Raw genomic sequence first — 26125 nt, 5'->3', positions numbered from 1 at the left:
CAGACGACGACGTTGATAGGGTGCAGGTGTAAAGACGGTGACGTCAAAGCCGAGCACTACTAATTGCCCGAGAGCTTCTTTCGAGGCAATGCTTTCAGATGTATTGGCAGCATTCTTTCGGAGACGTAAGAGTTCTGTATAATATAATAAAGAGTCAAGACGCTTCTTTATAGCTTAGAGCTTGTGGCGATAAGTCAACCCCATTTTGGGTGGCTATTGCGGTGGGGTCCCACCTCTTCCCATTCCGAACAGAGAAGTTAAGCCCACTTGCGCCGATGGTACTGCAATGCAATGCGGGAGAGTAGGAGGCCGCCCTCTTTCACTTACAAGAGCCCTTGAAGACAGCAATGTTTTCAAGGGATTTTTTGGTAGTCTCTCCCTAGTAGACCCTCCCTAACCCTTCCTAAAAGGATGGAAAAGCAATACCCGTAATGCATAGTACCCTTCCCTTGTATTCCCTAAGAGGGAGGGAAAATCAATATTCGTAAAGTATAGTAGACTTTCCCTTGTATTCCCTAAACGGGTGGGGAAGTAATACCGTCTGATCATGTGGTAGTGATTCAATAAAATTCTATAGTAAGCTGTAGTTTCTATAGTATGAGGGAATTGCTATGCCTTCTCATTGGCACACAATGCATGCTTGTTGTATTGCGGTTCCCTCTCTTTGGGGAGAATATGCTTTACCTTTTCATCTCGATCTTGACGGCACTAAGGTGTTGGCAAACTCAAGAATCAGAGAAATTAAGAATTATTCTTTAGCGACTTAATTACAAAGAGCTGTAAGAATGAAATCAGCTCTGCTGCTTCTTTTCTTATATGTGCATTCATTCATATTGGTGTGTATGACATTCTCTTATTCTTGATAATTATTCTCAATAGTTCGGTTTTAATGCTACTGATGTGGTTTGAGGCTTATCCTTGTAGGCTATACAATATAGTGACGTGCATTTGTTAAGCATGATTTGTCTCAAAGTTGTATTTGTCTCTATATACTTGTGATGAAATCAAAAAGGCACCACGTGTTTGTGGTGCCTTCTGAATCTTTTTTCCTCGTGGAGAACTTTAAAAGTAATATTCTTCTTGTTATTATTACTTCATCAGTTCTTCCATTTTTTTTAGTAGTTCTTCACCTCTGAGATCTTTGGCGATGATGTTTCCTTTATTGTCGATAAGGACATTTGCAGGGATTGCGCGGATGTTGTAAGCGGCTGCAGCAGTACTTTTCCAGCCTTTGAGATCGCTCATCTGCGGCCACGGCATCTTCAATGTGCTGATGGCCTTAACCCATGCCTCACGGTTATTGTCGAGAGAAACGCCTACGACTTCCAGCCCCTTGTTATGATATAGTTTATAGACTTTCACAACGTTTGGCATCTCTGCACGGCATGGACCGCACCAACTGGCCCAGAAGTCAAGGAGTGTGTATCGGTTCTTATTTATATAGGCAGAAAGTTGGATGTCAGTCTTTCCATCAATCCCTTTCAAAACGATGTCGGTATAGTGCTGACCCACTGCTGTGGCTTTAGAGATGCGTCTCTCAGCCATTATCTGCTTGTAATACTGATACTGAATGCCTGATGCCGTCATCTTATTGAGGATCGCATTGACTTGCGTTTCAGTCATGTCTTGTGCATACCATTGCAGCAACATATCGCTGATGGGAGACGGAATGTGAGCCATGATGAATTCGAAGTGTCGGTTGGTACTGATTTTACGTAGCGAGTCCAGTTGTGCTTTTGCCTTGTTACGTATATCTTGTGGCAGTGTAGAGTCGTTGGCTTGCTCGTAAGGTTTGTCCATAAGCTTGCTGAAATCTTCGTCTTCCTTTGTAACTTCGTCATAAAGTTTCTGCGTCTGTCCTCCTTTAACAATGGGTTTCTTGTTGCTGTCTTGTGGATATATTTGCAGGCTGATGGGTGCATTCTCCAGTATGAAGTCGGTCATTCCAATCATTTGGCCTTTATGCATGGCTACCGCTACGCGCATGTCAGCTCCGTCAATGGTGCCGTTGAAGGCGAAGGTGCCATTCTTGACGATGGCCGTGTCGGTGGGTGCCAGTTGAAAGAATCCTGTCATGACGGCAAGGTAGATGGTGTCGCCGTCGACGGTACCCTCAGCGGTACCGGTGACATGATAACGTTGTGTCTGTGCGTTGGCGCCCCAACAGAGGCAGAGCATAACGCATAGAAGAATGAATTTTCTCATGGATGATATCATTGTTATAGTAATTATTTAGCGAGCAAGTTATCGAGAGTTTCCTTCACTTGTTCGGGTCCAGACATAGCAGAGAGCACTTTGCCGTCGGGGCGCACGAGCAGATAGTAGGGTACGCCGTTGCCAACCTGATATTTAGTGAAGAGGTCTTTATATCCTTGTGGCGATGTTCTGTATTGTGCCCAGGGCTCATGGTGCTTTTGCATACTTCTGAGCCATGCCTGTTCTTTTATATCTATAGACACGCCCAGTACAGTGAGGTCCTGACTGTATTTCTCTGCGAGCGTTTTGATGTCGGGCATGGCGGCGAGGCATATACCACACCAGCTGGCCCAGAAGTCGATGAGGACGTAGCCCGGTTTTGACTGTTGCGCTTCGGCAACGATTTTGGAGAGAGATGTCGGCATCCCTTTTGTCGTGACGAGGTCGAGGTCCTGGAGGGTAGCACCTTTCACCATCTTACGGGCTTGAGCGATCTGTTGTCGCATCAACCGCAGGCCTGTCGTGTCCTCGGGGACGGAAGTGATGGTGGTGTCGAGATGTTCCACTTGTGCCGCTGTGAGGTTATAGGCGCGTTCCATGAGCCGGCGAGCGAGGTCTACGGCGACGGGCGAGTGGGGATGACCGTCAATGAAGCGGAAGAAGAGATCTGGTGACACCACTGCGCCACCGGTGTCATCCATGGCGAGAAGGTCGTTGTAGTCGTCCTGAACCTGCCCGCCCTTCACCTTCAGCTCCGGGGTGATGAGAATGTCGTCATTGGTGAGATAGAGATTGATATAGTTCCAATGGATGGAGTCATCAGGCCAGTGGTTCTTTGCCACGATATTGAGGTTGTTGGTGATGAAGGTAGCCGCGCGTGGCCTGTCTATCTTCCCTGTAAAGGAGAAGGTATGGTTGCGGAGCACGCCAGAGCAGCACTCTACTGATTGTGCCGTGTCCGTGCTGACGAGAAGTCCCACGGCAGTCCCGTCGGGAAGGGGCAGACAGCCATGAAGGCGGAATCCATCATGCTGCGCCCAAGCAGTATAGCTACCGGTGAGGACCAATAGGACAAGGAGCAACAGCCTGTGCATGGCTGTTGCTGTCTTTTTTGTTGTGGCTATGAGCAGCCGTTCTCCCCTCATAGCATAGAAGTTGTTTGTTGTCATAGTAGTATCTTATTTTCCTTGTGTGTCACGAACAAAGCGAACGCTCATCATGTTCTGAACCGAAGAAGTATGGCGGTAAACATCCTGACGGTTGTACATCAGCTTGCGGATATAGGCCGTGCTCTTCAGGTTGTCGCCAGGTGTCGCTGTCCAGTAGTATCCCATGGCCTGTAGGAAGTAATATTTCGAGGCAAAGGAAGTAGACAGCCCGTCCATGAATCCACCATAGCGCATGTCGAGGCCGGTACCGTCTTTTTGGTGCATCAGTGTGCCCTGTACGGTTCCTCTCCATCCGTCGGCGTCGGCTTGCTGCTGTGTCATGCCGAGTGCCATCTCCAGTTTCTTCCAGTCGTCGTCGGTAGGCAGCCGCCATCCATCGGGAACTGCCTCCTGGGCCCCTTGCCAGGAGTAGAGATATCCATAGGTGCTGACGGTCTGTTGTGCCGCCGTGCCCTCTTCGTCGCCGATGGCATCGTTGGAGAGATAGATGGACCGGGTGTCATCGTTGCCTGTGTCATAGCGTGCATTCTCCACTGTCCAGTCGAGGCCACCGTAGGTGACATAGTGGTAGATGTTGCCGTCGCGTTCATCGGTAAACTCTCCGGTGGCTTCAGGGGTGATGTGGGGCACCGTCGTGTCATCATCGTCGCTCCCGCAGGCCGTCAGCAGGGACACCGTAGCTGTCAGCAGGGTTGCGGCAAGGAGCGAAAGAATATGTTTTCTGTTCATTGTCTTCTGTCTTTTTGTTGGTGTTTTCTTAGTATACATAGCCGAGGTCCGTGAGCAACTGCTTCATAGCCTGGTATTTGGTGATGATAGTGGGGTAGTCGGCATACTGTGTGCTCACCTCCTGCTCCGTATGTGTGAGTGCAAGGTTGACGTAGGATGCAATGTCGTCGTTCTGGGCAGGATATTGTCCCCAGAAGAGGTATCCCCAGGAGTAGGCGCCGTCGATGAATCCGGCGTTGTTCATATCCTTCATGTTACCATCGTCGTCAAAGTGTGGGTCTGCCACGTTGTGACCATAATACGCAGCCGAATACTGTGTGAAGGCGTTGAGGGCCTTAGCTGGCTGTTGCGCCACTTTGTTGCTAAGCAGGTCTACGAGGATACTTTCCGCTGTACTTTTCTTTGTTTCTTCGTCGGCACCATCGAGGACGTCGAGGGCCAGTGCCGTAGTCCTGTTGCCTACAGCACACTGTGGCTCGGCATCATAGGTGTAGACACCATCCGTTACGGTATAGCGTGTGATATGGCTGACGAGGAGCCAGGAGAAAGGCCGCAGCTTGGGACCGAGATGTGGCAGGATATAGCCTTCGAGGAAGCTGATGCCGTCCTTCATATCACTTATCTGCGTGAGATATTGGTATTTGAATGCCGTCCGCTGTGCGTTGGACGCCATGACATAGGACACGTCGAGGAGCTCGTTGGCATAGAGGGTGTTGCCCTCGGCATCGGTGCCTATGGCCTCATGGCGGAGGGTATCGTTGAAGAGGAGGTAGGAGCCCGTCTTCCGATAAAACTCGTTGCGCATGGCCGACACAGGGTTGGTGGCGCTGTCGGTGGCTAAGAATCGGTTTTGGTCAGCGTAGGACGGTGTGAGCTCGTCGTCGTCCGAGCAGCCTGCGATAGTCAGGCAGGCTGTGAGGGCGAGTATATAAATGAAGTAATGTCTCATGATTACTGTGTGTTGTGAATAGGTGATTGTTACAGTGCTGTCGAGGAGTATGTTCTCGTGCCGCGCTCATTGTTCTTCATGCCGTTGTTGGCGTCGAGAACTTCCTGTGGGATAGGCAGCACCCATCCCCAGTCGTCGGGCTGGAGGATGAAAGTGTGGAGGGCTGTGCGTCTGGAGGAGCTGCGACTCTCGTAGTAATAATAATGGTGCGTGATAGTCTCTTTCTGCGGCAGCACCTGGCAGACGCGGTAGCGGCGGAGGTCGAACCATCGCTGTCCTTCGAGGCAGAGCTCGCGCTCCCGCTCGTTGCGTATCGTCTTGATGAGGTCGTCACCGGTAGCCGTGACGGCATAGTCGGTGCCTGGCGCATAGCGCTGAGCCCGGAGGGTGTTGAGCGCCTGGCGGGCAGCATCCTCATGGCCCATATATGCCTCCGCTTCGGCTTTGATGAGATAAGCCTCTGCGGCACGGAAGCAGAACTTGTCAGAGATGTCGACATGGTTGAACGAGGTGGGCGAGTAGTAGGCATAGAAATAATACTGTGGGTCTGTGGGCTCCAAGGTGAGGTTCGTGGCTATGATGGGTGTCTTGGCATAACCGTGGAAGTCGCCGTTGGTCCAGATGAACTTTGACTTGCGCAGGTCATCGTCACTGTAGAGCCCGTAGATCTTGTCGGTGATGGTGAAGCTCTTGATATAGTTCATCGTGTAGCAAGGCATGGCGTTTCCTCCCATGGAGAAGATGAGCTCAGGAGAGGCGGCGTTGAGGATTCCAGCCTTCTGGTTGAGTGCGTTAAGGTTCTGCAGGGTAGGATGCTCGTTGATGACCTTCTGAGCATAGCGTGCGGCCAACTCCCAGTTCTGCATGTAGAGGTAGACGCGGCTCTTGAGGAAGTGGACGGCGACGGAGTCGGCACGGTACTTGCTGGGCTGGGCGCCATAGGCCGTGAGTTCCTTGTCAGCGATGTCAAGGTCGGAGAGTATGAGGTCATAGACTTCCTGTACGGTATTGCGCTGGAACGACTTGTCCTCAACGTTCTCCGAGGTCTTGATCGGCACTGCGAGGTCGGAGGATGCCGTGGCAGGGTCGTAGGCCTTGCCGTAGAGGTTGGTAAGGAAGAAATAATAGTAGGCACGCAGGAAGTGAGCTTCACCGTCGACTTTTATCTTGCCCAGCTGAGCGGCGTTATCGTTCTGCTTGAGTTTGGTGACACTGTAGATGATGTTGTTGGCCACGTTGATGAGTTTGTACATCTGTGTCCAGTTTCCGTTCTCGGTGTTATAGCCGGTGTAGCTGTCGTTCTGTCCGGAACGAGCCTGCCAGGTGAAATAGCCGAAGACGCGTTCCTTGCCGTCATACTCCATTAAGTTGTCGTCGTTGGTGGAGAGGTTCTCATCGAGCTCGTCACCGAGGAAGTGGAGGAAGAACTGATTGTCGTCATTGGCTTGTCCAAGGGTGCTGGACTGATATTGTGGCAGGTAGCAATTGCCGATGAGAAGCTCGTTGAGGTCCTCCCAGCTGTCGACATAGTCGGTATCCTGACTGTACTCTTTGAGGAAGTCGCCACAGCCGGTAACGGAGAGAAGCAGGGCAGCGGCGCACATATATTTATATATTGCGTGTATCATGATGGATAAGCATTAGAATTGAATATTGACGCCGAGGGTGAAATAGGGCGTGTCGGAGAGCTGCACCTCGGCAAAGCCGGACTGTGTGGGTGTCTGTCCTTTGAGCTTGCTGTTGCAGAAGGTGTAGAGGTTGTTGCCGGTGAGAGTCATGGCAAGTCGCTCAAGGTGGAGCTGCCTCAGTGCGTTGGCGGGAAGCTCATAGGTGAGGCTGATGCTTGCGATGCGCAGGTAGTCGGCACTGACGACGCGGAGATCACTGTAGTCGTACATCGTCCAGGCGTCGTTGGCGATGGCCACACCCTGGTAATTGCTGCCATTGGACCAATGCTGGCTGTATTGGTAGTATCCGGGTGCATCTGAAGACATGATGGCGGGGATATTGGTGTACAGCTCATCACCGGGCTTCTTCCATCTGTTGAGGACGGCGCGGTTGAGGTTGTACTGTGGATAGATTTGTCCGGGGTCGCTGTTGCCGCCGTTCTGTCCGTAGAGTTTGAAGAGCCGTATCTTGTTGCCTGCGGCATAGTCGAGGAAGATGCCGAGGCGCCAGTTCTTATAGGTCAGTGATGAAGAGATGCTTCCCGTGATATCGGGGTCTCTCCTGCCAGAGAGCGAGAGGACACGCATTGCCGTCTCGTAGTTGTCGAGTCCCACGAGCTCGTTGGCCCTGTCCTGCCAGTCGTCGAAGAGCGGACCGCCGTTGAGAGGATTGAGGCCTATGAAGCGATAGGAGTAGAAGGTGCCGATGGCTTGGCCGTTGACGAGTGCTGTGCCGTCGAGGTAGTCGCTGATTTTATACGTGTCGCCACCAGGTGTTGTCTCCATGCGGTTGATGATTTTGGAGAGGGAGGCAGAGAGCAGCCAGTTCCAGTTCTTCGTCTGCACGGGAGTAGCGGTGATAGAGAAGTTGTAGCCTTTGTTGAGAATCTTTCCCGAGTTCACGACATAGGAGGTAAAACCGTTGACATCGCTGATGGTCTTGTTCATAAAGGCATCGACAGTCATCTTGTGGTAGTATTCTATCTCCATCATGAGGCGGTTGTGCATGAACGCCATCTCCAGTCCGGTGTTGAAGGAGTGCGTCTGTTCCCATTTTAGGTTTGGATTGGCGAAGTTTGCCACAGTCGATGTCATCTCGTTGTAGTGAGTATCGAGCGCACCTTTGGTGATGGTGAGCACAGGCGTCTGTCCGTCGAGCATGTTGCCCTGACCACCGTAGGAGATCTTCCAGGTAAGGTTGTCAATCCATTTAGGATGCCAGTTGGTGATGTCGAGAACGTTGGCGAGTCCGGAGACGGACCAGACGGGAAGAATCTTCTCGTTGGATCTGTCGCCGAACTTGTTACTACCGTCGTATCGTGTGTTGGCGTTGAGGGTGAAGAGCGTCTTGTAGCTGTATGACAGCGTGCCGTAGGCCGAGAGCAGGTTGGTGCGTGTGTCAACGATCGTGGGCATGTTGGTGCTCAGCCAGGTGAGGTACGAGGTATAGGTGTTGGGTATGGACGTGACAAACTTCTTGCCTCTATCGCTGTAATAGCCGCGCTGGGTGTAGCTGTTGCCTGTGTAATGCGTGCTGCTGGCCTCGACACCGACAGCGAGGTTGATGTTATGCTGGAGGTTGGCACCGAAATATTTATTCATGTTGCCTTGCAGACGCATGGTCCAAGCCGTCATGTCGGTGTTGTTCTCCGACAGCTCACCACCAAAGGGCATCTTGCTCATCGACGGCTGGTCGGGAGTGACACCATATTCACTCTGCCGCTCATTGGCAGCATAGTAGCTCTTCTCACCATACCATCCCTCTTGTGTGGTGTTGGCGGTAGAGAAGGAGGCGATGGCATTGAAGTAGAGCCAGTCGTAGGCTGTGTATTTGAGATTGAAGGTCGACTTGAAGCCGTTGTCCTTCTGCTTGTTGTAGCTGTTGTCAAGCTCGTTGAGGATGTTGTAGTTGTAGGCGCCCTGTGTTGCAGTGCCTTTATAATAGTAGTAGGTGCCGTCGTCGTTGTAGGCCGGTATGACACGGCTGGTGTTGTAGGCGTAGTCGATGGCATTGACTTTGTCATAGCGTTTTCTGCTGTGGTAGCTGCTGAGCTGCAGCGAGAGCGCAAACTTCTGACTGAGGTTGAAGTCGAGGTTGGTGGCAGAGGTGATCCTGTTGTTGTAGTTGTTCTTGATAACGTCCTCATCGTTGGTGTAGCCCACGGAGGCGTAGTATCGGAACTTGTCGGATCCGCCGGAGATGTTGACGCTGTGGTCAGAGGAGACGGCATCGCGGCAGAGCAACTTAAACCAGTCGGTATTGCGTGTCTCATCGGCGTTGACGGCATCCTGAAACTGCTGCCAGGAATACTGTCCGCTGTAGTATTTGTCGATAGCATCCTCATAGCCCACGAGGACCATGGAGGAAGGATACTTATAGTGCATGCCGACCATATCGCGGGAAACGGCAGTGCGCTCTTTGGAGTCCATGAGATCTATCTTTCTGTCAGAGTAGCGTGGACGCCGACGGTAGGTACCTGTATAGTTGTAGGAGATGATGGGCTTGCCCTCACGACCCTTCTTTGTGGTGATGACAATGACGCCATTGGCTGCGCGTGTGCCGTAGAGGGCAGTTGCCGAAGCGTCCTTGAGGACGTCGATACGGTCTATGTCTTGAGGGTTGATACCTGAGATGGCGTTACCGATGCGGTTGACATAGTCAGGATCGTTGAGTACGCTGGCCGAGAGGTTGACTGGATTGCTGACGATAATGCCGTCGACGACCCAAAGAGGCTCGCGGTCGCCGATGAGAGTGCTGGTACCGCGGATGCGTATCTTCGGCACAGCATTGATTTCACCACTGGCATTGCTGACGACGAGGTCGGGGATGCGTCCTTGCAGCATCTTGTCAAGGCTGCTCATTCCGGGGCGGTCTATATCACTCATTTTCACACTGGTGACCGAACTGGTGAGGTTGCGGCGGTCGAGTTGCTGGTAACCTGTGATGACGACATTGTCGAGCTCCTGCGCGTTGTCTTCCAGTACCACAACAGCGTAGTCGTCGCGGTTGCCCCGCCACTGATTGTCCTTCATGCCTATGCTGCTGACGTTGAGCACAATGCGATCGCTCTTAGCGTCGATGGAGAACTTGCCGTCGGCATCACTCACCGTGCCCACACCATTGGCGCGGTCGCGGATGACAGCACCGATGATAGGCTCGCCGCTCTCGTCCATGACGATGCCCACAAGGTGCTTGCCGTCACCGATATTCTTGTCGTGAGGAATGTTGGCAGTGCGCATGATGACGATGTAGTCGTCCTTGCGGTCTGCGTGGAGGCCGTGCCCGCTGATAAGCCGGTTAACGACGGCCACGGGAGCCTGGTTGTCAGCCTTGAGCGTGACGCGGAAGTTGACATCATCATAGTTGTACTGTATCTTCAGCCCCGAAAGCTTTTCCACCCTCTTTAGAGCTGTGGTGGCTTTCTCGTTGCTGAACGATACAGAGATACGGTTTCTCACCTGTGCCAGGGCTATGGTGCACCAGCAGAGCAGCATGAGGCACAGCAGTGTGCACCTCCGTCGTCCCTGCCGTCCCCCGGCTTCTGTCATTGCATGAATCATAGGTAATAAAGTATTGATACTTATTAAATGTTTATTCTGCTCTCTTACTTACTTATTTATTGTCAATACGCTAAGCCTCAAGGTATTGTGCCCTAAATAAATGTTAAAACTAAAATCAATCTATTCGAAGTCTGTTGTCGTGAATCTCTACCTTGGTATGACTAATCTTGTTAAGTTCATCGACGACGCGTGTGACGGGCCAGTTGCGCTCGGCATTGAAGTGCAGGCGCGTGTTGATATCGGCATCAGGCATATAGCTCACGGGCATATCATACCATCGCCCTATCTCATCGACAATCTCTTGGAGCGTCTGTCCGTCGAAATAGAAATGTCCATCCTTCCAGCTCAGTGCCACGTCCATGTCGGCCTCCTGCGTCATCAGGTCTCCGTTGTCGAGTACGGCCTGATGTCCCGGACTGAGCATGACGGTCTTGCTGTGATAGCTTACACCGACCTTGCCGCTGACGAGTGTCACCTGTGGTGCGTCACCCTCAATGTTGCGAACGTTGAAGCGTGTGCCGTAGACAGTGGCGTGGCAGTCGCCGGCATCAACGGTGAAGGGCGATGCGGTGTCGTGGTGAACGTCGAAGAATGCCTCGCCGCGGAGAGTCACACGTCGTGGGGCGCCTTCGCCGAAGTGGCTGTTGAAGGCAATCTCACTGTCCACGCTGAGCCATACATGAGTGCCGTCGGGCAGAATCAGCTGTGCCGTCTTGCCCTTGGCCACATGCAGGGTGTAGGTCTCTGCATCACGCTGTGCACTGCGTTCCACCTTGATGATGTTGTCGGGTAGAACAGTGATGCCTCGGTCCCGGGCCGAGACGTTAGAGAGAACTTTGTCGCCAGCTATGAGCGACACGCCGCCTTGCTGGTGGGCATCGTCGATGGTCGTCATCTTCTTAGCAGTGATGGTTTGTGAAGACTGGTTGTCATTGTGTAACCATCCCTTAGGTAAGAGGGTGAAGAATAGCAATAGGGACGCAGCGAGGGCCAGTGCCACTTTACCCACCACGGCCCATCGCGAAGGATTTGCAGTGACGGTTGCGTCCTCGCTTGCTTCTTTAGGTTTTTGAGTTGTCTCCTGTGCTTCTCCGTCTGCTTTCACCGACTTTTCCTGCGCTTCTATCCGGCACCGACAAGCCTGAAATGCCACCTCGACATCGGGCGACGGCGTGTCGTCGAGGAGCGCGCGCTCAACGAGAAACGTGAGACGGGCATCTTGGATAGTGCCTTCCTGCGGGGATGTTCCTTGGGCTCCTTTGGAAGGAATATTGCTGTTGCGTGTTGTCATAGATGGTTCAATTTTGGTAATATTACGCCGAGTACGTGCTGTTGGTGCCTATGTGTATTCTTCTTTTAACATTTTTCGCATCATCTTGAACACTATGCTCATCCGTTTGTGAATCATGTTCACCGAAGTGTGGAGCACTTCTGCCGTTTCCCGGTAAGTCATCTTTCTGAAATAGGTGCACTTGAGGATGGACTTCTCAGGCTCGGGCAACTGTTCTATGGCTTCTTTGACCTGCTGTATGCGTTGCTCAAACTCCATAACTTCTTCCTCAGTGCCGAGTGGCGTCGTGCCAACTTGCAGGCGTGTGTAGCGGTCTATGGCCTTGTCGTGTCGCAGCTTGTCAAGGCAGCGGTGGCGTACGGTCGTGTAGAGAAATCCGACAGCCTGCCGGTCGTCGGGGGTCAGACTGCCCTCACGCAGCATCTCCCAAACGGTCTGAAAGACGCCGCCCGTAATGTCTTTGGCCTGCTCCTCGTCGCAGAGAAAAGTCAGCGCATAGAGATATAGCGGCTTGTAGAAACGCTTGAAGAGCGCTTCCATCCTTGCTGTCGTTGTCGGTACCTCGTTACACATTATTATATATAGGGCTTCCTGTCACCATCAGAACGATGGGACGGGGAGAACGCCCAACTTGTTAACTGGTGCAAAAATACGAGTTTTCTTTCAGATAACACACAGCAGTAGGGATCTAAATACTTCTTCTATGTTTTTTTTGTGTTTATTAGATGTTAGAAAGTCAATACCGAAGGGCCTCGTCTACTTCAATTCTTCATTTTCATTCTATTGGCGAGTCTTTTATGTGCTCGAAAGACAGACAATATATTCGTGTAGACTTCGTTTCTTACTTATGCTAACAATATTGTCTTCGTTACATAAGTTCTTGTCTACACTCTTGCGCCTGCCGCGTACGAGAGGTTTTGGCGTGCAGTCACCCTTTGCTTATCGTTTTCTTCGTGAAGTGATCACGGAGCGGTGGCCCTATTATGCTTACGACGATTTGAAAACGTTGTCAAGAGACGAGGATGAAAGAAAGTTGGGACAGTTGCTGTTGAGGTTATCCAATCACTTTGGACCGCGTCAGTGGTACTTTGGTAGCGATGACATCTTACGAAGATATAAGGCTTATGTTTCTGCTGGGTGCCACCGGACCCAATGTATTTCTGAGTTACCAAATAAGGTAGAGATAGCTTTGCTATCAGCAAATGGCTCTTTGCAGGAAGCGTTGCAGCATGTGTCTGACGATTCCGTTTTGATACTTCTTGATCTTCGTTCTCGTTCCCTTTCTTGCAGAGATACGATGCGACAGGCCATTGATGCAGGTGCCACTGCGTGTTTTGATCTGTACAATGAGGCTATCATCTTTTTCAATTCCAAGTTACACCCTCACATCTACAAAGTCAACTATTAGTTGATGGGGATGATGATTAAAGAGTCGTTAATAACCACTCTGTTTGTATAAAAAACTATTATAATAAGGATAAGCGGCTAAAAAAGTAAGTGAATAATTTGGTTTTTCGAATAATTTGCTTATTTTTGCGCCACAAATTTAATTGACTAACACTTAAGACTATGTATTGGACACTAGATTTGGCTTCCAAGTTGGAGGATGCTCCATGGCCAGCCACGAAGGATGAGTTAATTGACTATGCTGTACGTTCTGGCGCTCCAGATGAAGTGATTCAGAATCTTCAAGAGATTGAGGACGAGGGTGATGTCTACGACAGTATAGAAGATCTATGGCCTGATTACCCAACAAAAGACGACTTTTTGTGGAATGAGGACGAATACTAACGGGCATTTACGATAGTGCTTGACTGATGAAGCCGTTCCGTAAGGGACGGCTTTTTTAGTCTGATCACCCCAAGAAAACAATAAAGAAAGGCTTGAAACGTTATTGTGTTGTGAGAAAGAAGTTATACATCATATTGTTTATGCTATGGGGATGCGTCTGCATTTCCAAGGCTCAGTATGACCCTTCCTTCAGTCATTATTTCGACATGGAGACTTCTTTCAATCCGGCTGCTGTCGGTAAGCAGAGCAAGTTGAATGTCGTGGCGGCCTACGCGTTGGATTTCGCAGGTTTCGAGCACAATCCTCAGACGGCTTATCTCTCGGCCGACATGCCTTTCTATGCGTTGAAGACCTATCACGGTGTCGGTGCTCAGTTCCAGAACGATAAGCTCGGTCTGTTCACCCATCAGAAGTTAGGCCTTCAGTATGCTTTTCGTACCAAACTCTTTGGCGGACAACTCGGCGTCGGCGCCCAGGTATCTTTCTTGAACGAGAGTTTCGATGCTTCCAAACTGGATGTGGAAGATGCCAACGATCCTGCTTTTGCTACAGCTTCGGGCAATGGCATTGACCTTGCCGCCGGTCTGTATTTTCAGCGCCGTAATTGGTATGCCGGCCTTTCCGTTCAGCATGCCACAGCTCCATTGATCACACTGGGTGATCGCCAGGAATTGCAAATTGATCGCACCTATTATTTGACCGGTGGATACAATATTCAATTCCGATCTCCGTTTTTATCATTGCGAACGTCAATGCTCGCCCGTACCGACGGCACTGCTTATCGCGCTGATGTCACGGGCCGGCTGTATTATCAAAACAATGGTAAAGTGCTGTATGGCGGCGTAGGCTACAGTCCCACGAATTCCGTGACGGTGCTGCTTGGCGGCTCTTTCCATGGCATCGTGGTGGGCTACAGCTATGAAGTCTACACGTCAGCGATCAGCATAGGCAATGGCAGCCATGAGCTGTTCATCGGCTATCAGCATGATCTCAACCTGACGAAAAAGGGACGCAACCTCCATAAGAGCGTGAGAATCCTCTGATGTCGCAGTCATCCGAAAATATGAAATCAAGATGAATATGAGAAGATATATCTTTATATTAATGAGTGTTCTGACCTGCTCCCTGCTCTTGACAGGATGCTTCAGTGCCAAGTCCGCTTCATCGTCCGGTCGCGGTGGTGAAGTTGTTGGCGTTGGCGGAAAGGTCATGAACGAGCCTACTCCTTATGGCATGGTTCGCGTCAACCGTGGCTTCCTGAAGATGGGACTGAGCAAGCAGGACAGTCTTTGGGGCAAGTCCACGCCTACCAAGGATATCTCTGTGGACGGCTTTTGGATGGACCAGACCGAGATCACCAATTCACAGTATAAGCAGTTTCTCTATTGGGTACGCGACAGCATTCTGCGTACCCGCCTGGCCGATCCCTCTTATGGCGGCGACGAGTCCTATATGATCACAGAGGACAAGAATGGTGATCCCGTGAAGCCGCATCTCAACTGGAATAAGCGCTTGCCGCGTAAACCCAACGAAGATGAGCAGCGGGCTATCGAGAGCCTGTATGTCACCAATCCTGTGACGGGTGAGAAACTGCTCGACTGGAAGCAGATGAACTATAAGTACGAAGTCTACGACTACGTCACAGCAGCCTTGCGCCGCAACCGACTGAACCCGGCAGACCGCAATCTCAACACGGACGTCACGGTGGATCCTAACGAGGAGGTGATGATCAGTAAGGATACAGCCTACGTCGACGACGATGGCAATATCGTGCGGCAGACGATCAACCGTCCGCTGACCGGACCTTGGGACTTCCTCAATACTTACATCGTAAACATCTATCCCGACACCACTTGCTGGGTCAATGACTTCCAGAACTCAGACAACGAGGTCTACCTGCGCAATTATTTCTCCAATCCCGCCTACAACGATTATCCTGTTGTCGGCGTGACCTGGGAGCAGGCCAACGCCTTCTGCGCTTGGCGTACTGATTACCTGCTCAAGGGCTTGGGCCCTGAGGCACGCTATGTTCAGCGTTACCGTCTGCCGACCGAGGCCGAATGGGAGTATGCCGCGCGTGGCAAGGATCAGAACGAGTTCCCTTGGGAGAACCAGGATGTGGTGAACGGCAATGGATGTTTCTATGCCAACTTTAAGCCCGACCGCGGTAACTACACCAAGGACGGCAATCTGATCACCGCTAAGGTGGGCAGTTATTCCGCCAATTCCAATGGACTTTACGACATGGCAGGCAACGTTGCCGAATGGACCAGCACCGTCTATACCGAAGCCGGCGTGGACGCGATGAACGATCTCAACCCTCAGTTGCGCTACAATGCTGCAAAGGAGGATCCCTATAAACTGAAAAAGAAGAGTGTGCGTGGCGGTTCGTGGAAAGATCCCGAGAGCTTCATCCGCTCGGCATGGCGCTCATGGGAATATCAAAACCAGCCGCGCTCCTATATTGGTTTCCGTTGTGTCAGATCGTTCGCCAACTCCGTGACAGGAAAACAGAAAAGATAAGTATTATGACAAAGCATAGCAAATACAATTTGGTGTACCGTCTCCAAAAGTGGATGGACACGGTAGATGGTCAGACCTTCCTCAACTATGCCTATAGCTGGGGTGCTTCTGTCGTCATCTTGGGTGCATTGTTCAAGCTCACGCATTTGCCGGGCGCCAATATCATGTTGTTTGTCGGTATGGGCACGGAGGTTTTCGTGTTCTTCATCTCTGCCTTTGACCGTCCTTTCGACAAGACGGCAGACGGGCGCGACATTCCCACGCACATGACAGAGGAATACCTTGCCAGCGGACAGTTCTCCTATACCAGAGAGGAACAAAAAGCCGCTGCCGAGGAAACGGCTACCTATGAGCCGGCCCAGGCTTCAGCGACTGCTCAAAGTCAGTCTGCAGGTACTGTTGCTCCACAGCCAGCTCCTTTGTATGCAGCCTCGTCACAGCCGATGGCTCAGCCGCAGCCTAACTTTGTGCCACAGATGAGCGAGGAAGAAGCCAAGGCGCTCAACGAGGCTCAAGGCAACTATGTCGAAGAACTTAAGGCACTGGTCGAGACGCTGAAGAAAGTCAATGAGCAAAGCGAGCGACTGACGCGCGACAGTGAGGAGATGGAGAATCTCAACCGTACGCTCACCGGTATCAGCAAAGTCTATGAGATGCAACTCAAAGGTGCCAGCCAGCAGATTGGCACTATCGACCAGATCAATGACCAGACACGCAAGATGGCGCAGCAGATCGAGCAACTCAATCAGATCTACGCCCGCATGATTCAGGCCATGACCGTGAATATGAAGGCTGCCGCTCCTTTGCAGCAAGAACAACAATAAGCTATGGCAATCAAGAAAAGACCGGTCTCTCCCCGTCAGAAGATGATCAACTTGATGTATATCGTCTTGTTGGCCATGCTTGCCTTGAACATTTCTACCGAGGTGCTCAACGGCTTTTCCGTTGTCGAGGAGAGTCTCAACCGTACCACTGCCAATGCCTCTTCGGAGAACGAAGCCATCTATGGCGACTTCCGCCATCAGATGGAAGCCAATCCCGAAAAGGTTCGCGAATGGTTTGAGAAAGCCACTCATGTGAAGAATATGAGTGACTCTCTCTATGACTTTGCCCAGCAGCTCAAGGAAGAAATCGTGCGCAAAGCCGACGGTGCTGACGGCGACGTCCACAATATCAAGAACGACGACAACATCGACGCGGCGGGAGAAGTGATGCTGGCGCCTATCACGGGCAAGGGCAAGAAACTTTTCAATGCCATCAATGCCTACCGCGAGAACATCCTGCAATATGTCACTGACCCGCGTCAGCGCAAGATTATTGCCAGCAACCTTTCCACCAAAGTGCCGCACAAGCCCAACACCCTTGGCAAGAACTGGCAGGAATACATGTTTGAGAACATGCCGGTGGCAGCCGCTGTGACGCTACTCTCCAAATTGCAAAACGATGTGCGCTATGCCGAGGGCGAAGTGCTTCACACGCTGGTGTCGAATATCGACATGAAAGACATCCGCGTCAACAAGCTCAGCGCGTTTGTTGTCCCGGAGAAGACCACGCTCTATCCCGGTGAGCGCTTCTCTGCCAACATTGTCATGGCGGCTGTCGACACGACGCAGCAGCCCGAGATCTATGTCAACGGTTCCCGGGTGAATACGCGCAACGGACAATACAGTTTCACCGCAGGCGGTGTCGGCGAGCATCAGCTCAGCGGTTATATCCTTATGCGTAATACCAAAGGCGATGTGCTGCGCCGTAACTTCCTGCAGAAATATTCCGTTATTCCTGTGCCGGGAGGTGCCACCATTGCCGCCGACCTGATGAATGTGCTCTATGCGGGCTATAAAAATCCGATGAGCGTCAGTGTGCCGGGCGTGCCACAGAATGCCGTGTCGTTGAGCATGACGGGCGGCAGATTGTCGATGGTCGGCCCAGGCCGCTATGTCGCTGTGCCGTCTGCTGTCGGTCACGATGTCACTTTCCGTGTCTCAGCGCGCGACGGCAAGCAGGTGCGCTCCTTCCCGCCCTTCACGTTCCACGTGCGTAAGTTGCCCGATCCCACGGCCTATCTTTCCGTGGGCACCGATCGTTTCAAAGGCGGCTGGCTGATGAAGGGCAGTCTGATGGGCGCTCACCAGCTCAACGCAGCCATTGATGACGGCATTCTTGACATACAGTTCCGGGTAGTAAGTTTCTCTACCGTGTTCTATGACAACATGGGCAATGCCGTGCAGATGACCACTTCCGGTGCCTCGTTCAGCGACCGTATGCGTGAGCAGTTCCGTCATCTGTCCCATGGCCGCCGTTTCTACATCACGGAGATCAAGGCCGTTGGTCCCGACGGCATCACGCGCAGTCTGCCCGGTGCCATGGAGGTGAAGGTGAGATAAACATGTTTTAGACAGTATTCAAAGACAGATAGATCCAATGAAAGAGTTGATGAAAAAGATATTCTTCCTGATGCTGGCGGTCCTCTTCTCGCAGGGGATGACCGCACAGCCTAAGGCGCGCAGGGCCGAGCAGCAGGCTGCCGCGGCCCAGAAGTCCAATGCCAACAACATGACGGTGCGGGCGCAGATCTCGTTCCCAACGGAGCAGAAGATGAACGAGGACGTGGTATGGCGCCGTGATGTCTACCGCGAGATCAAGTTGGAGGATGAGGCTAACTCGGGCCTCTACTATCCCACAGAGCCCTTAGGCACGCAGATGAATCTCTTCACCTATATCTTTAAACTTGTCATGGCCGGCCCGCGTCATGGTGGCATCGCCGCTTATGCTTACGATGTCAACACGGGCAATGAGCGATTCGACGAGAGTGTGCGCATCCAGCCGTTGAAGTTTCTCGACGACTACCACATCTTCTATGAGCGCACCGACCGCGGTGTGCATATCGACGACAGCGACATTCCCTCGGCTCAGGTCAAAAGCTATTATATTAAGGAGAGCTCCTATTACGACCAGAACACAGCCACTTTCCATACCAAGGTCCTGGCGCTCTGTCCGGTGATGTATCGTGAGGACGACTTCGGCGATGGCGCTACCAAATATCCGCTGTTTTGGATCCGTTATGACGACCTTGCGCCTTACCTGGCCAAACAGACGATCATGACGAGCAACCTCAACAATGCTGCCACGATGAGCCTTGAGGACTATTTCGCCACCAACAGCTACCGTGGCAAGATCTACAAGACCACCAACATGCTCGGCAAGACGCTGGCACAGATAGCAGGCGGCGACTCGGTGAAGCTCAGCAAGGAGCAGTTGCGCATCGACAAGGAGATTGAGGCTTTTGAAACCCATATATGGGGCGATCCGGCCAAGCGCGACTCGCTGGACAGTATCGCGAAGCTCGACAAGAAGAGCAAGATCAAGCTCAAGAGTGCCAAGCCTCGCAGCCGTCGCTCTTCCGTGCGCACAAAGCCTCTCTCCTCGGGCTCTGTCACCCCAGGCGGTCAGGCGCGTGTCACCGTACGCCGCCAGCGTCATTGATCTTGTCGGATAGCAATACAATAGATATTGCAGCATACAGATAAATAGCAAACATAAAAGATAAGTAAAAAATGAAAAAGTTATTCGCAATGTTCGTGCTCGCTGCCGGCATGTTGCTGACTGCAACGACGGCGCAGGCACAAGTCAATTTTGGTGTGAAGGGCGGCTTGAATGTCACCAACATGTCCTTGTCCAACGATGTCTTGGATGCCTCCAACCGTGCTGGCTTCTTCTTCGGTCCTACCGTGAAGTTCACCTTGCCTATCGTTGGGCTGGGTGTAGATGCCAGTGCTCTCTATGACGAGCGCTCCGCCAAGGTGGAGAATGCAGGCAAAGAAGACAAGACCATCAAGCAGCAGCAGATCGCCATCCCCGTCAACCTCCGCTATGGTTTTGGCTTGGGCGACCTGGCCAGCCTCTATTTCTTTGGCGGTCCGCAGTGGGGTATCAACGTCGGTGACAAGAGTTTTAAGTGGTCAGACACGTCGAACTATGAGTTCCGTAAGTCCAATTTCAGCGTCAACCTCGGTGCCGGTCTGATGCTTGCCTCCCACTTGCAGTTGTCAGCCAACTACAACATCGCCTGTGGCAAGACAGCCGACGTGACGTGGCAGAACGCTACGTCAACGGTGACGGATCAGGTCACCAGCAAGTCCAAGAGCCGCAACAACAGCTGGCAGGTCAGTCTGGCTTACTATTTCTAACAGCAGTTCTGTTAGTTCTTAGATCAAGAACCATACAGAGAAACCATAAAAGGCGACGGCACACGTGTGCTGTCGCCTTTTTTCTTGTCCCGCATATTACGTCCGGAACCTGCGCTTCGCTGATTTTTCCAGACAAAACCACTTCCTGCACAACTCACAAAATAGATTAGCGAGCGCTAAGACTCCAATATCATTCGCTGGATAGTTACAAGAATTCACAGGAAGATTTGTCTTCTCTGTATTTAACACCCGCAAAGCATTCTACTCCCCTCTCCCTTGGAGAGGGGCACGGGGGTGAGGCTACTAAAAAAAATTGGGCGAGAACGTGGAGATTTCACAAAAACTCCGTATCTTTGCAGCGGAGTTGATGTGCGGCCCGCCGCATGTCTTCGCCGGACATAGTCGTGTCGTCGCCGTCGGCTAAGCGTAGCCGGCACACCAAAGGCCGCGACACATAAAGACGTTTACAAACATATATCTCTGAAACTCAAATCTCGCAAATTTGAATCCATACCAGAGGTAGAGGCATGTAGACGTCCACGAAGGTGTATTGTTACTGCATCCGAAAGGGTGTATTGTATAATATCCTCTCGTGGGCTCTATGTGCAATTATCTAGGTATGGGGGCAATGCGAGAGCCTGAGTTTCTAGATTAATTGTACAGATGCCCACGTTTTTTATGTCCTCACATGAACACATTATATATATAAAGGGAGCCGAATCAGGGGCGATTCTATAGGCCACGAAAAAGTAAGTAATATTAAAGGTCTGTAGAATTATGCGATTACGTCACTCTGTTTCTAAGTTCCGCTCTTGTGACCTGCTGCTGTTGTCACTAAGTGCGCTGTCGTTTCTCACCAGTTGCAGTGAGACGCTGACCGACAGCACGCCCGTTCTCTCTTTCGAACCAATCTCGTTTAAGGTGGATGCCATCGACGGCACGCCGGTCGCCCACTCTTCGAGCGCCTCGGCCAAGGCTTCCCGTGGCGTAGCGGCCGCCGCTATTTCCACGGCTCCTGCGCCCGATCCCCAGTCTTATTTTGCCGCTCCGCTGAAGACCACGGGCGGCGGCCACACGCTCTATCTCCATCCGCTCGTCTCCGAGCGTGTGGGCGGCGCTATGGCTGCAAAAGTCACCGACGAGCCAATCACGCGCGGCACGCGCATTGAGTCTCTCAGCCAACTCAAGCAGTTTGGCGTGTCCGCCATCCCATACGCCAACGACAACGCCTTTGCCTCGGCCACGCCCAACAGCCTCTTCTACAACGAGACGGCTACAAACGCAAGCTACGGCTGGAAGACAGCCAACGAGCACTATTGGCCTGCCACCGACAAGGTGGCCTTCTATGCCTATGCGCCCATTCCGTCTTCTTCCAATGGGCTGACGCTGTCCTCCGGCAGTACGCAGGGCACGCCCTATATCGACTATGCCCTTCCCGCCACTGCGGAGAACCAGCCCGACCTGATCGTGGCCACAAACAAAGGCCTGACGCTCGCCTCTGTTGGCACCAACAAAGCTGTGCCGCTCACCTTCGACCATCAGCTCACCTCCATCCGCTTTGTGGCCGGACCGGACATGCCGTCGGGAAAGATTACCTCAGTGGGCTTCACAAACATCGCCACCAAAGGACGGCTGTCGTTGGGCGGCAACTGGTCGACGACGGCCGCGGGCAACTACACCATCAGCAACATGAGTCTACAGCTCACGGGCTCAGATAACCAGGAGATAGTTTCTAGCACAAAGACGCTGCTGATGATTCCGCAGTCATTTACCACGGACAATCAGAAGATTGCCATCACCTACGTCTTCGACAACAACACGTATAACCTCACCGGTTCACTCAAAGGCACGTCGTGGGACAAGGGCCAATCCATCGTCTACAAGGTCTCGCCTCACTCCGTCTCAAAGTTGCAGTTGGGCAGCATCGCCTTTGCCACATCATGGGGCAACAACTATCCCAAGACGGCCTTTGCCGCCGGCGATGCCGTGGGCATCTATGTGGCTGATGCCAGCGGACTGAAATACAGCAACGTCAAGCTGACACTCGGGTCCGATGGCAAGTGGACACCAGTCTCCCGTGTGCTCCTGCCCGAGAACTGCAGGTACTATGTCTATTATCCCTATAGCACGAGTGGTCTCGCCAACACGGGCAAGGCTGCCAATGATGCCGCCACGTTCTTTGCCTCCGGCATATCGACATGGAACCCCAACGCAAATCAAAGCACGCTTGCTAACCTATATAACAGTGACTTGCAAGTGGCCGCAGGCGTTGTCTCCACGACAACCGCTTCTACCGTGAACTTTAGCATGAGCCATCAGATGGGATTGGCGGTCATCAATCTCGGACAGAAGACGCACTATGACTACAGACACTTGTCGACGGACGCGAACTTCAAGTGGCTACATGCGTCAAGCACGGTAACGGCCTCTTCGTCTTTCAGCGGCAATATGCCCTATAAGAACGGCAGTAATTATATGGCTGTAGTAAGAACGGCTTCACCCACAGTCTTCAAAAGTGTCTCTACTGATGCGGACAAATGGAGTTTGTCTTTTCAGCCTTCAGCCGGTCAGATAGTTACCAAGACTGCAATCAGTGCCCGCGCAGACAACAACGATGCTTACGTCATGGCAGTCGGTGACGTGTACTACAGCGATGGCGATATGTCGCATCAAAGCGAGAGCCTGATTAGTGGCAAGACACCAATCGGCATCGTGGGATATATCGGCAGCAACTACTGGACGGAAAAGAATACCAAGTCGAGCAGCGTGGGCGGTCATGCATTGGTGATGTGCTTAAAAACCATTGGCTCAACAGGTACCACAAACCATGGAACAAGCTATCAATGGAAGACAAGTGATACCGATGATGGCAGGTCAAAGGTAAACACTTCAGCCCTCATTATTGGTTCCTCTACCCAAGCTTACGGTTCTGGCTATAAAGAATCAGTGGCCTTGAACAACTCTGCCCATCCTGCGGCACAGGCAGCACTTGCCTATACCGCATTGAAGGCTCCGTCTACCTCTACCGGTTGGTTCCTGCCAACGGCCGGCCAGTATTATGCCATCATGCATGCCATTGGCGGTTACCCGTCAAGTGGCTGGAATATTAATGATTGGGTCTCCAACATGACAACGGTTTCGTCCAAAGTAAATACCGCCTTGAGCAAGGTGGGCGCGAACAACTATACCGAATTTTTCCAAGCGGTGAACACTTGGGAGTGGATCTCTACGGAGCTTTCCGCCGCATACACGATCATCGTCGATTCGGGAGTCGACGATGGGCAGGGAGCCGGTTCTGTTCGCTTCATCGACAACTACTACAACAACCACAAGACGGTCAGCCTTCCTGTCCGGCCGTTTCTCGCTTTTTAATCCCTTTAATATATAAAACAGTTACTTTGTAATCGCAGTAACACTTGCAAGTCGTGAGACTTGCCTCACACATCTCGCTAAACTCTAAGAGATGTATATAATTCAACCTTTGGGGCTTGTGGACTGTGAAGTTCGCAAGCCCTTTTTGGGTTGAAATGGGAATATCTTTTAGTACACAAACACCTTGCAGTCCTTGACGCAGCCCGGTGCTCCTTGCTCGGCGCGTGGCAGATATTCCATGGCTGTGACAGTCTGTACGGAGCCGAGGTCGATGACGAGCAGGTGGGGCAGGTCGGTGCCCGGAACAGTCTGCCAATAGGTGGACTCTTGCAGGTCGAAAGCCTTGTCGCCCGTGTGGTTGCCGTTGGCGGCATCTTCCGAGTCAGCGTATTTCGTCGTCCAAGACTCACGGCTGATACGATGACCTTGGGCATCCTGGAGATAGAGCTCAGCGATGGCGGAGAGGTCTTTACCACTATGATTACTACTGATGAGGATAGCCAGGAAGCGGCCCTGCTGTGGCTTGTCGAAGCGGATGGTCTGCCAACCGTTGCCGGACTGTAGTGCACCGCTGAAGGCTGGTGTGCGGCTATTCAGGTCAGGCTTGTCACCGATGTTGTTGTGCAGGTTGGTCTTCTCCAGTTGCAGTTTGTCGAGCTCTGGCTTGGCTTGTCCCCAAAGGACGGGGTTTGCGGTACCTGCCACGTCGAGCACCATGATGTCGTTCTTTCCTTTCCGCAGCCAGCAACCCGGGCAGTAGAGCGTCTGCTGAGGGCCGATGCGCCAGAAACGGCCAAGGGCGTGACCATTGACGTAGACCTGACCCTTGCCGAAATTCTCCATATTAATAAAGGTGTCGCCGACCTTACTGAGGTAGAAAGATCCGAGGAATACGCTTGGCTCCTTATCACCGTTGCGAACATTGAGGTGGGAGCGCAGTTCTGCATACGGCTTGCGGGATTGTGTGGCCAGCGTGTCCACGTCATCGGGAACGAGGCCGATGGTCCAGTCCTTGAGGTTGTAGGTGATGTCGTGCTGTCCGTCAGTTGTAGCGATGGTCACGTCGCCCGTAATGCCTTTGTAGTCCTTGATGGCGCGTCCGAAGTTGATGCGTCCCATCGCCTCTACGAGGATGTCGAGTTTATCACCTTTCTTTACAGATGGGAGCATGATACTCTTCTCGTTTTTCACGCGGTCGATCTTTCCGACAAACTCCCCGTTGATGAACACCTGTGCATAGTCGTGAGCGTCGCTGATGGTCAGTCGGCTTGGTTGATTGATTTCGGGCAGGGTAGTGGAGTAGAAGGCAGATCCCCATCCCATGTCCATCTCCTCGAAGGTTTGCGTGTCGTGGCTCTTCACCGAGCGTGTGATGAACTGGCAGAGAGGGATGCGGGCAGAGAGCTTCACCTTGGGGAAGCTGACCAGCGGAGCCGCAGGCTTGGGAACAGCGGGCAAGGCTTTGCCTCCATTGTATTTCTCCATGGTGTGTCGCAACTCAAAGAACTTAGGTGTCGTGCGGCCATATTCATTGATCGGCGCGTCGTAGTCGTAGGACGTCACGTCGGGTGCGAAGCCCGGGCTGTTGGCTCCAGCCCAGTGTCCGAAGCTCGTTCCTCCGTGCGTCATATATAGAGAGAAGGAGATGCCTTTGGAGAGCATCTCGTCGATACCAGCTACCATGTCCTTGGCCGGACGCGTCTCGTGGCGGGCCCCCCACTTGTCAAACCATCCGCTCCAGAACTCCGAGCACATCTTCGGCGCGTCGGGGCGCAGTTCGCCGAGTCGTTTGAACTGCTGGTCGATGTTGGCACCTGTGCCGAAGTTCATTGTCCACACCAAGTCATCGAGTCCGTTCTTGGTGAAGTTGCTCGACCAGTCGCACTGGAAGAGTACAGGACCAACGCTATTGCCTTGCTTGTCCTTGAAGTACCAATTGTCTTTAAGCAGGTCTCGGATGGCTCGGATGTAGGTTTTGTCTTCGCCGTAGCTGCCATACTCGTTTTCAACCTGCACCATGATAATCGGCCCTCCGTGCTGTATGGTCAGCGGAGCAAGTTGCTCAGCAACCTTCTCCTCGAAGATCTTTACACGCTGCATGAAGAACGGGTCCTGCTCGCGTAGCCGTATGTCCTTCTTCTTCAACAGCCACCAAGGCAGTCCGCCCATCTCCCATTCGGCGCACACATAGGGTCCCGGACGCACGATGACGTACATGCCGTGTTTCTGTGCCAACCGGCAGAAGGCGGCCACGTCGTTGTTGCCTGAAAAGTTGAAATGATCCTGCTGTGGCTCATGGATGTTCCAAAACACATAAAGGCAGAGCGTGTTCATGCCTAAAGCCTTGCACATCTTGATGCGTTGCTCCCAGTAGGGGCGGGGAATGCGCGGATAGTGCACTTCGGCAGCTTTGACGACAAACGGCTTGCCGTTGAGGAGAAAGGTGCCTTTTCCCACCGTGAAATCACCACTGCGGTTCGCTGCCTGGCTGGAGACGGGATTCAGCATCATAGCCAGTGCGAGCATGAAAAAAAGAATCTTTTGTTGTAACTTCATAGAAGAATTGTTATTAGGATTGTCTTCCACAAAATTACAAAAAAGATTCTTTCCTGTTGTTCACTTATCTTTCAATCAATCGTGCAGCAGAGAGAAATGTCGAAAAATGCCTTCTGATTCACGATTTGTTCCCT

The 26125-nt window shown here is 52.1% G+C and carries 17 protein-coding genes and 1 rRNA gene; 9 read left to right on the top strand and 9 right to left on the bottom strand.

Annotation, left to right across the window (positions count from 1 at the left end):
• Positions 1–205: 205 nt before the first annotated feature.
• A 5S ribosomal RNA gene (rrf, locus tag NG346_RS07650) occupies positions 206–318 on the top strand.
• Positions 319–1089: 771 nt separating this feature from the next.
• Here rrf and NG346_RS07645 read toward each other — a convergent pair.
• From NG346_RS07645 to NG346_RS07610, 8 genes are all read right to left on the bottom strand, one after another.
• On the bottom strand, positions 1090–2178 hold the full coding sequence (locus NG346_RS07645) for a thioredoxin-like domain-containing protein (protein ID WP_262288547.1): 1089 nt from the start codon (positions 2176–2178) through the stop codon (positions 1090–1092).
• A 50-nt stretch (positions 2179–2228) separates the two neighbouring features.
• Positions 2229–3365 carry a thioredoxin-like domain-containing protein gene (locus tag NG346_RS07640; RefSeq protein WP_262279926.1) on the bottom strand — a complete coding sequence of 379 codons (1137 nt, stop codon included), beginning with the start codon at positions 3363–3365 and terminating at the stop codon, positions 2229–2231.
• Positions 3366–3374: 9 nt separating this feature from the next.
• Entirely contained in the window at positions 3375–4094 is a 720-nt protein-coding gene (locus tag NG346_RS07635; RefSeq protein WP_262279925.1) for a fibrobacter succinogenes major paralogous domain-containing protein, read from the bottom strand.
• Positions 4095–4122: 28 nt separating this feature from the next.
• Complete coding sequence (locus NG346_RS07630) at positions 4123–5043, bottom strand: hypothetical protein (RefSeq protein WP_262279924.1); 921 nt, start codon at positions 5041–5043, stop codon at positions 4123–4125.
• Positions 5044–5072: 29 nt separating this feature from the next.
• A complete protein-coding gene (locus NG346_RS07625; protein WP_262279923.1) occupies positions 5073–6671 on the bottom strand; it encodes a RagB/SusD family nutrient uptake outer membrane protein in 1599 nt (532 codons plus the stop codon).
• Between the two features lie 12 nt (positions 6672–6683).
• Positions 6684–10259 carry a SusC/RagA family TonB-linked outer membrane protein gene (locus tag NG346_RS07620; RefSeq protein ID WP_262288546.1) on the bottom strand — a complete coding sequence of 1192 codons (3576 nt, stop codon included), beginning with the start codon at positions 10257–10259 and terminating at the stop codon, positions 6684–6686.
• Positions 10260–10386: 127 nt separating this feature from the next.
• On the bottom strand, positions 10387–11562 hold the full coding sequence (locus tag NG346_RS07615; protein WP_262279921.1) for a FecR family protein: 1176 nt from the start codon (positions 11560–11562) through the stop codon (positions 10387–10389).
• Positions 11563–11610: 48 nt separating this feature from the next.
• Positions 11611–12135, bottom strand: a complete 525-nt coding sequence (locus tag NG346_RS07610; RefSeq protein WP_262279920.1) for an RNA polymerase sigma factor — start codon at positions 12133–12135, stop codon at positions 11611–11613.
• A gap of 996 nt (positions 12136–13131) precedes the next feature.
• On the opposite strand from NG346_RS07610, the gene NG346_RS07605 reads away from it, so the two are divergent.
• The 8 genes from NG346_RS07605 (at position 13132) to NG346_RS07570 (ending at position 23435) form a co-directional block, all read left to right on the top strand.
• Positions 13132–13353 (top strand): DUF2795 domain-containing protein, encoded by a 222-nt coding sequence (locus tag NG346_RS07605; RefSeq protein ID WP_154534591.1) that lies wholly within the window; start codon positions 13132–13134, stop codon positions 13351–13353.
• 110 nt (positions 13354–13463) lie between these two features.
• Positions 13464–14396, top strand: a complete 933-nt coding sequence (locus NG346_RS07600) for a PorP/SprF family type IX secretion system membrane protein (RefSeq protein ID WP_262279919.1) — start codon at positions 13464–13466, stop codon at positions 14394–14396.
• 37 nt (positions 14397–14433) lie between these two features.
• Complete coding sequence (gene porK, locus NG346_RS07595) at positions 14434–15876, top strand: T9SS ring complex lipoprotein PorK/GldK (RefSeq protein WP_262279918.1); 1443 nt, start codon at positions 14434–14436, stop codon at positions 15874–15876.
• Positions 15877–15881: 5 nt separating this feature from the next.
• A complete protein-coding gene (gene porL / locus NG346_RS07590) occupies positions 15882–16700 on the top strand; it encodes a type IX secretion system motor protein PorL/GldL (protein WP_262279917.1) in 819 nt (272 codons plus the stop codon).
• Between the two features lie 3 nt (positions 16701–16703).
• The gene (porM, locus tag NG346_RS07585) at positions 16704–18260 is read left to right on the top strand and encodes a type IX secretion system motor protein PorM/GldM (RefSeq protein WP_262279916.1); all 1557 of its coding nucleotides are present in this window, start codon (positions 16704–16706) and stop codon (positions 18258–18260) included.
• Between the two features lie 49 nt (positions 18261–18309).
• On the top strand, positions 18310–19359 hold the full coding sequence (gene porN, locus NG346_RS07580) for a type IX secretion system ring subunit PorN/GldN (protein WP_262279915.1): 1050 nt from the start codon (positions 18310–18312) through the stop codon (positions 19357–19359).
• Positions 19360–19430: 71 nt separating this feature from the next.
• Positions 19431–20063 carry a porin family protein gene (locus NG346_RS07575; protein WP_262279914.1) on the top strand — a complete coding sequence of 211 codons (633 nt, stop codon included), beginning with the start codon at positions 19431–19433 and terminating at the stop codon, positions 20061–20063.
• Between the two features lie 777 nt (positions 20064–20840).
• Positions 20841–23435, top strand: coding sequence for a fimbrillin family protein (locus NG346_RS07570; RefSeq protein WP_262279913.1), 2595 nt, complete (start codon positions 20841–20843; stop codon positions 23433–23435).
• 168 nt (positions 23436–23603) lie between these two features.
• On the opposite strand, the gene NG346_RS07565 is transcribed toward NG346_RS07570, so the two are convergent.
• Positions 23604–25991, bottom strand: coding sequence for a beta-galactosidase (locus tag NG346_RS07565; RefSeq protein WP_396266755.1), 2388 nt, complete (start codon positions 25989–25991; stop codon positions 23604–23606).
• Between the last annotated feature and the right edge of the window lie 134 nt (positions 25992–26125).

Source organism: Hallella absiana, assembly GCF_025457485.1.
In the GTDB taxonomy this organism is placed as follows: Bacteria; Bacteroidota; Bacteroidia; order Bacteroidales; family Bacteroidaceae; genus Prevotella; species Prevotella absiana.
This window is presented reverse-complemented; position numbering and strand designations above follow the sequence as displayed.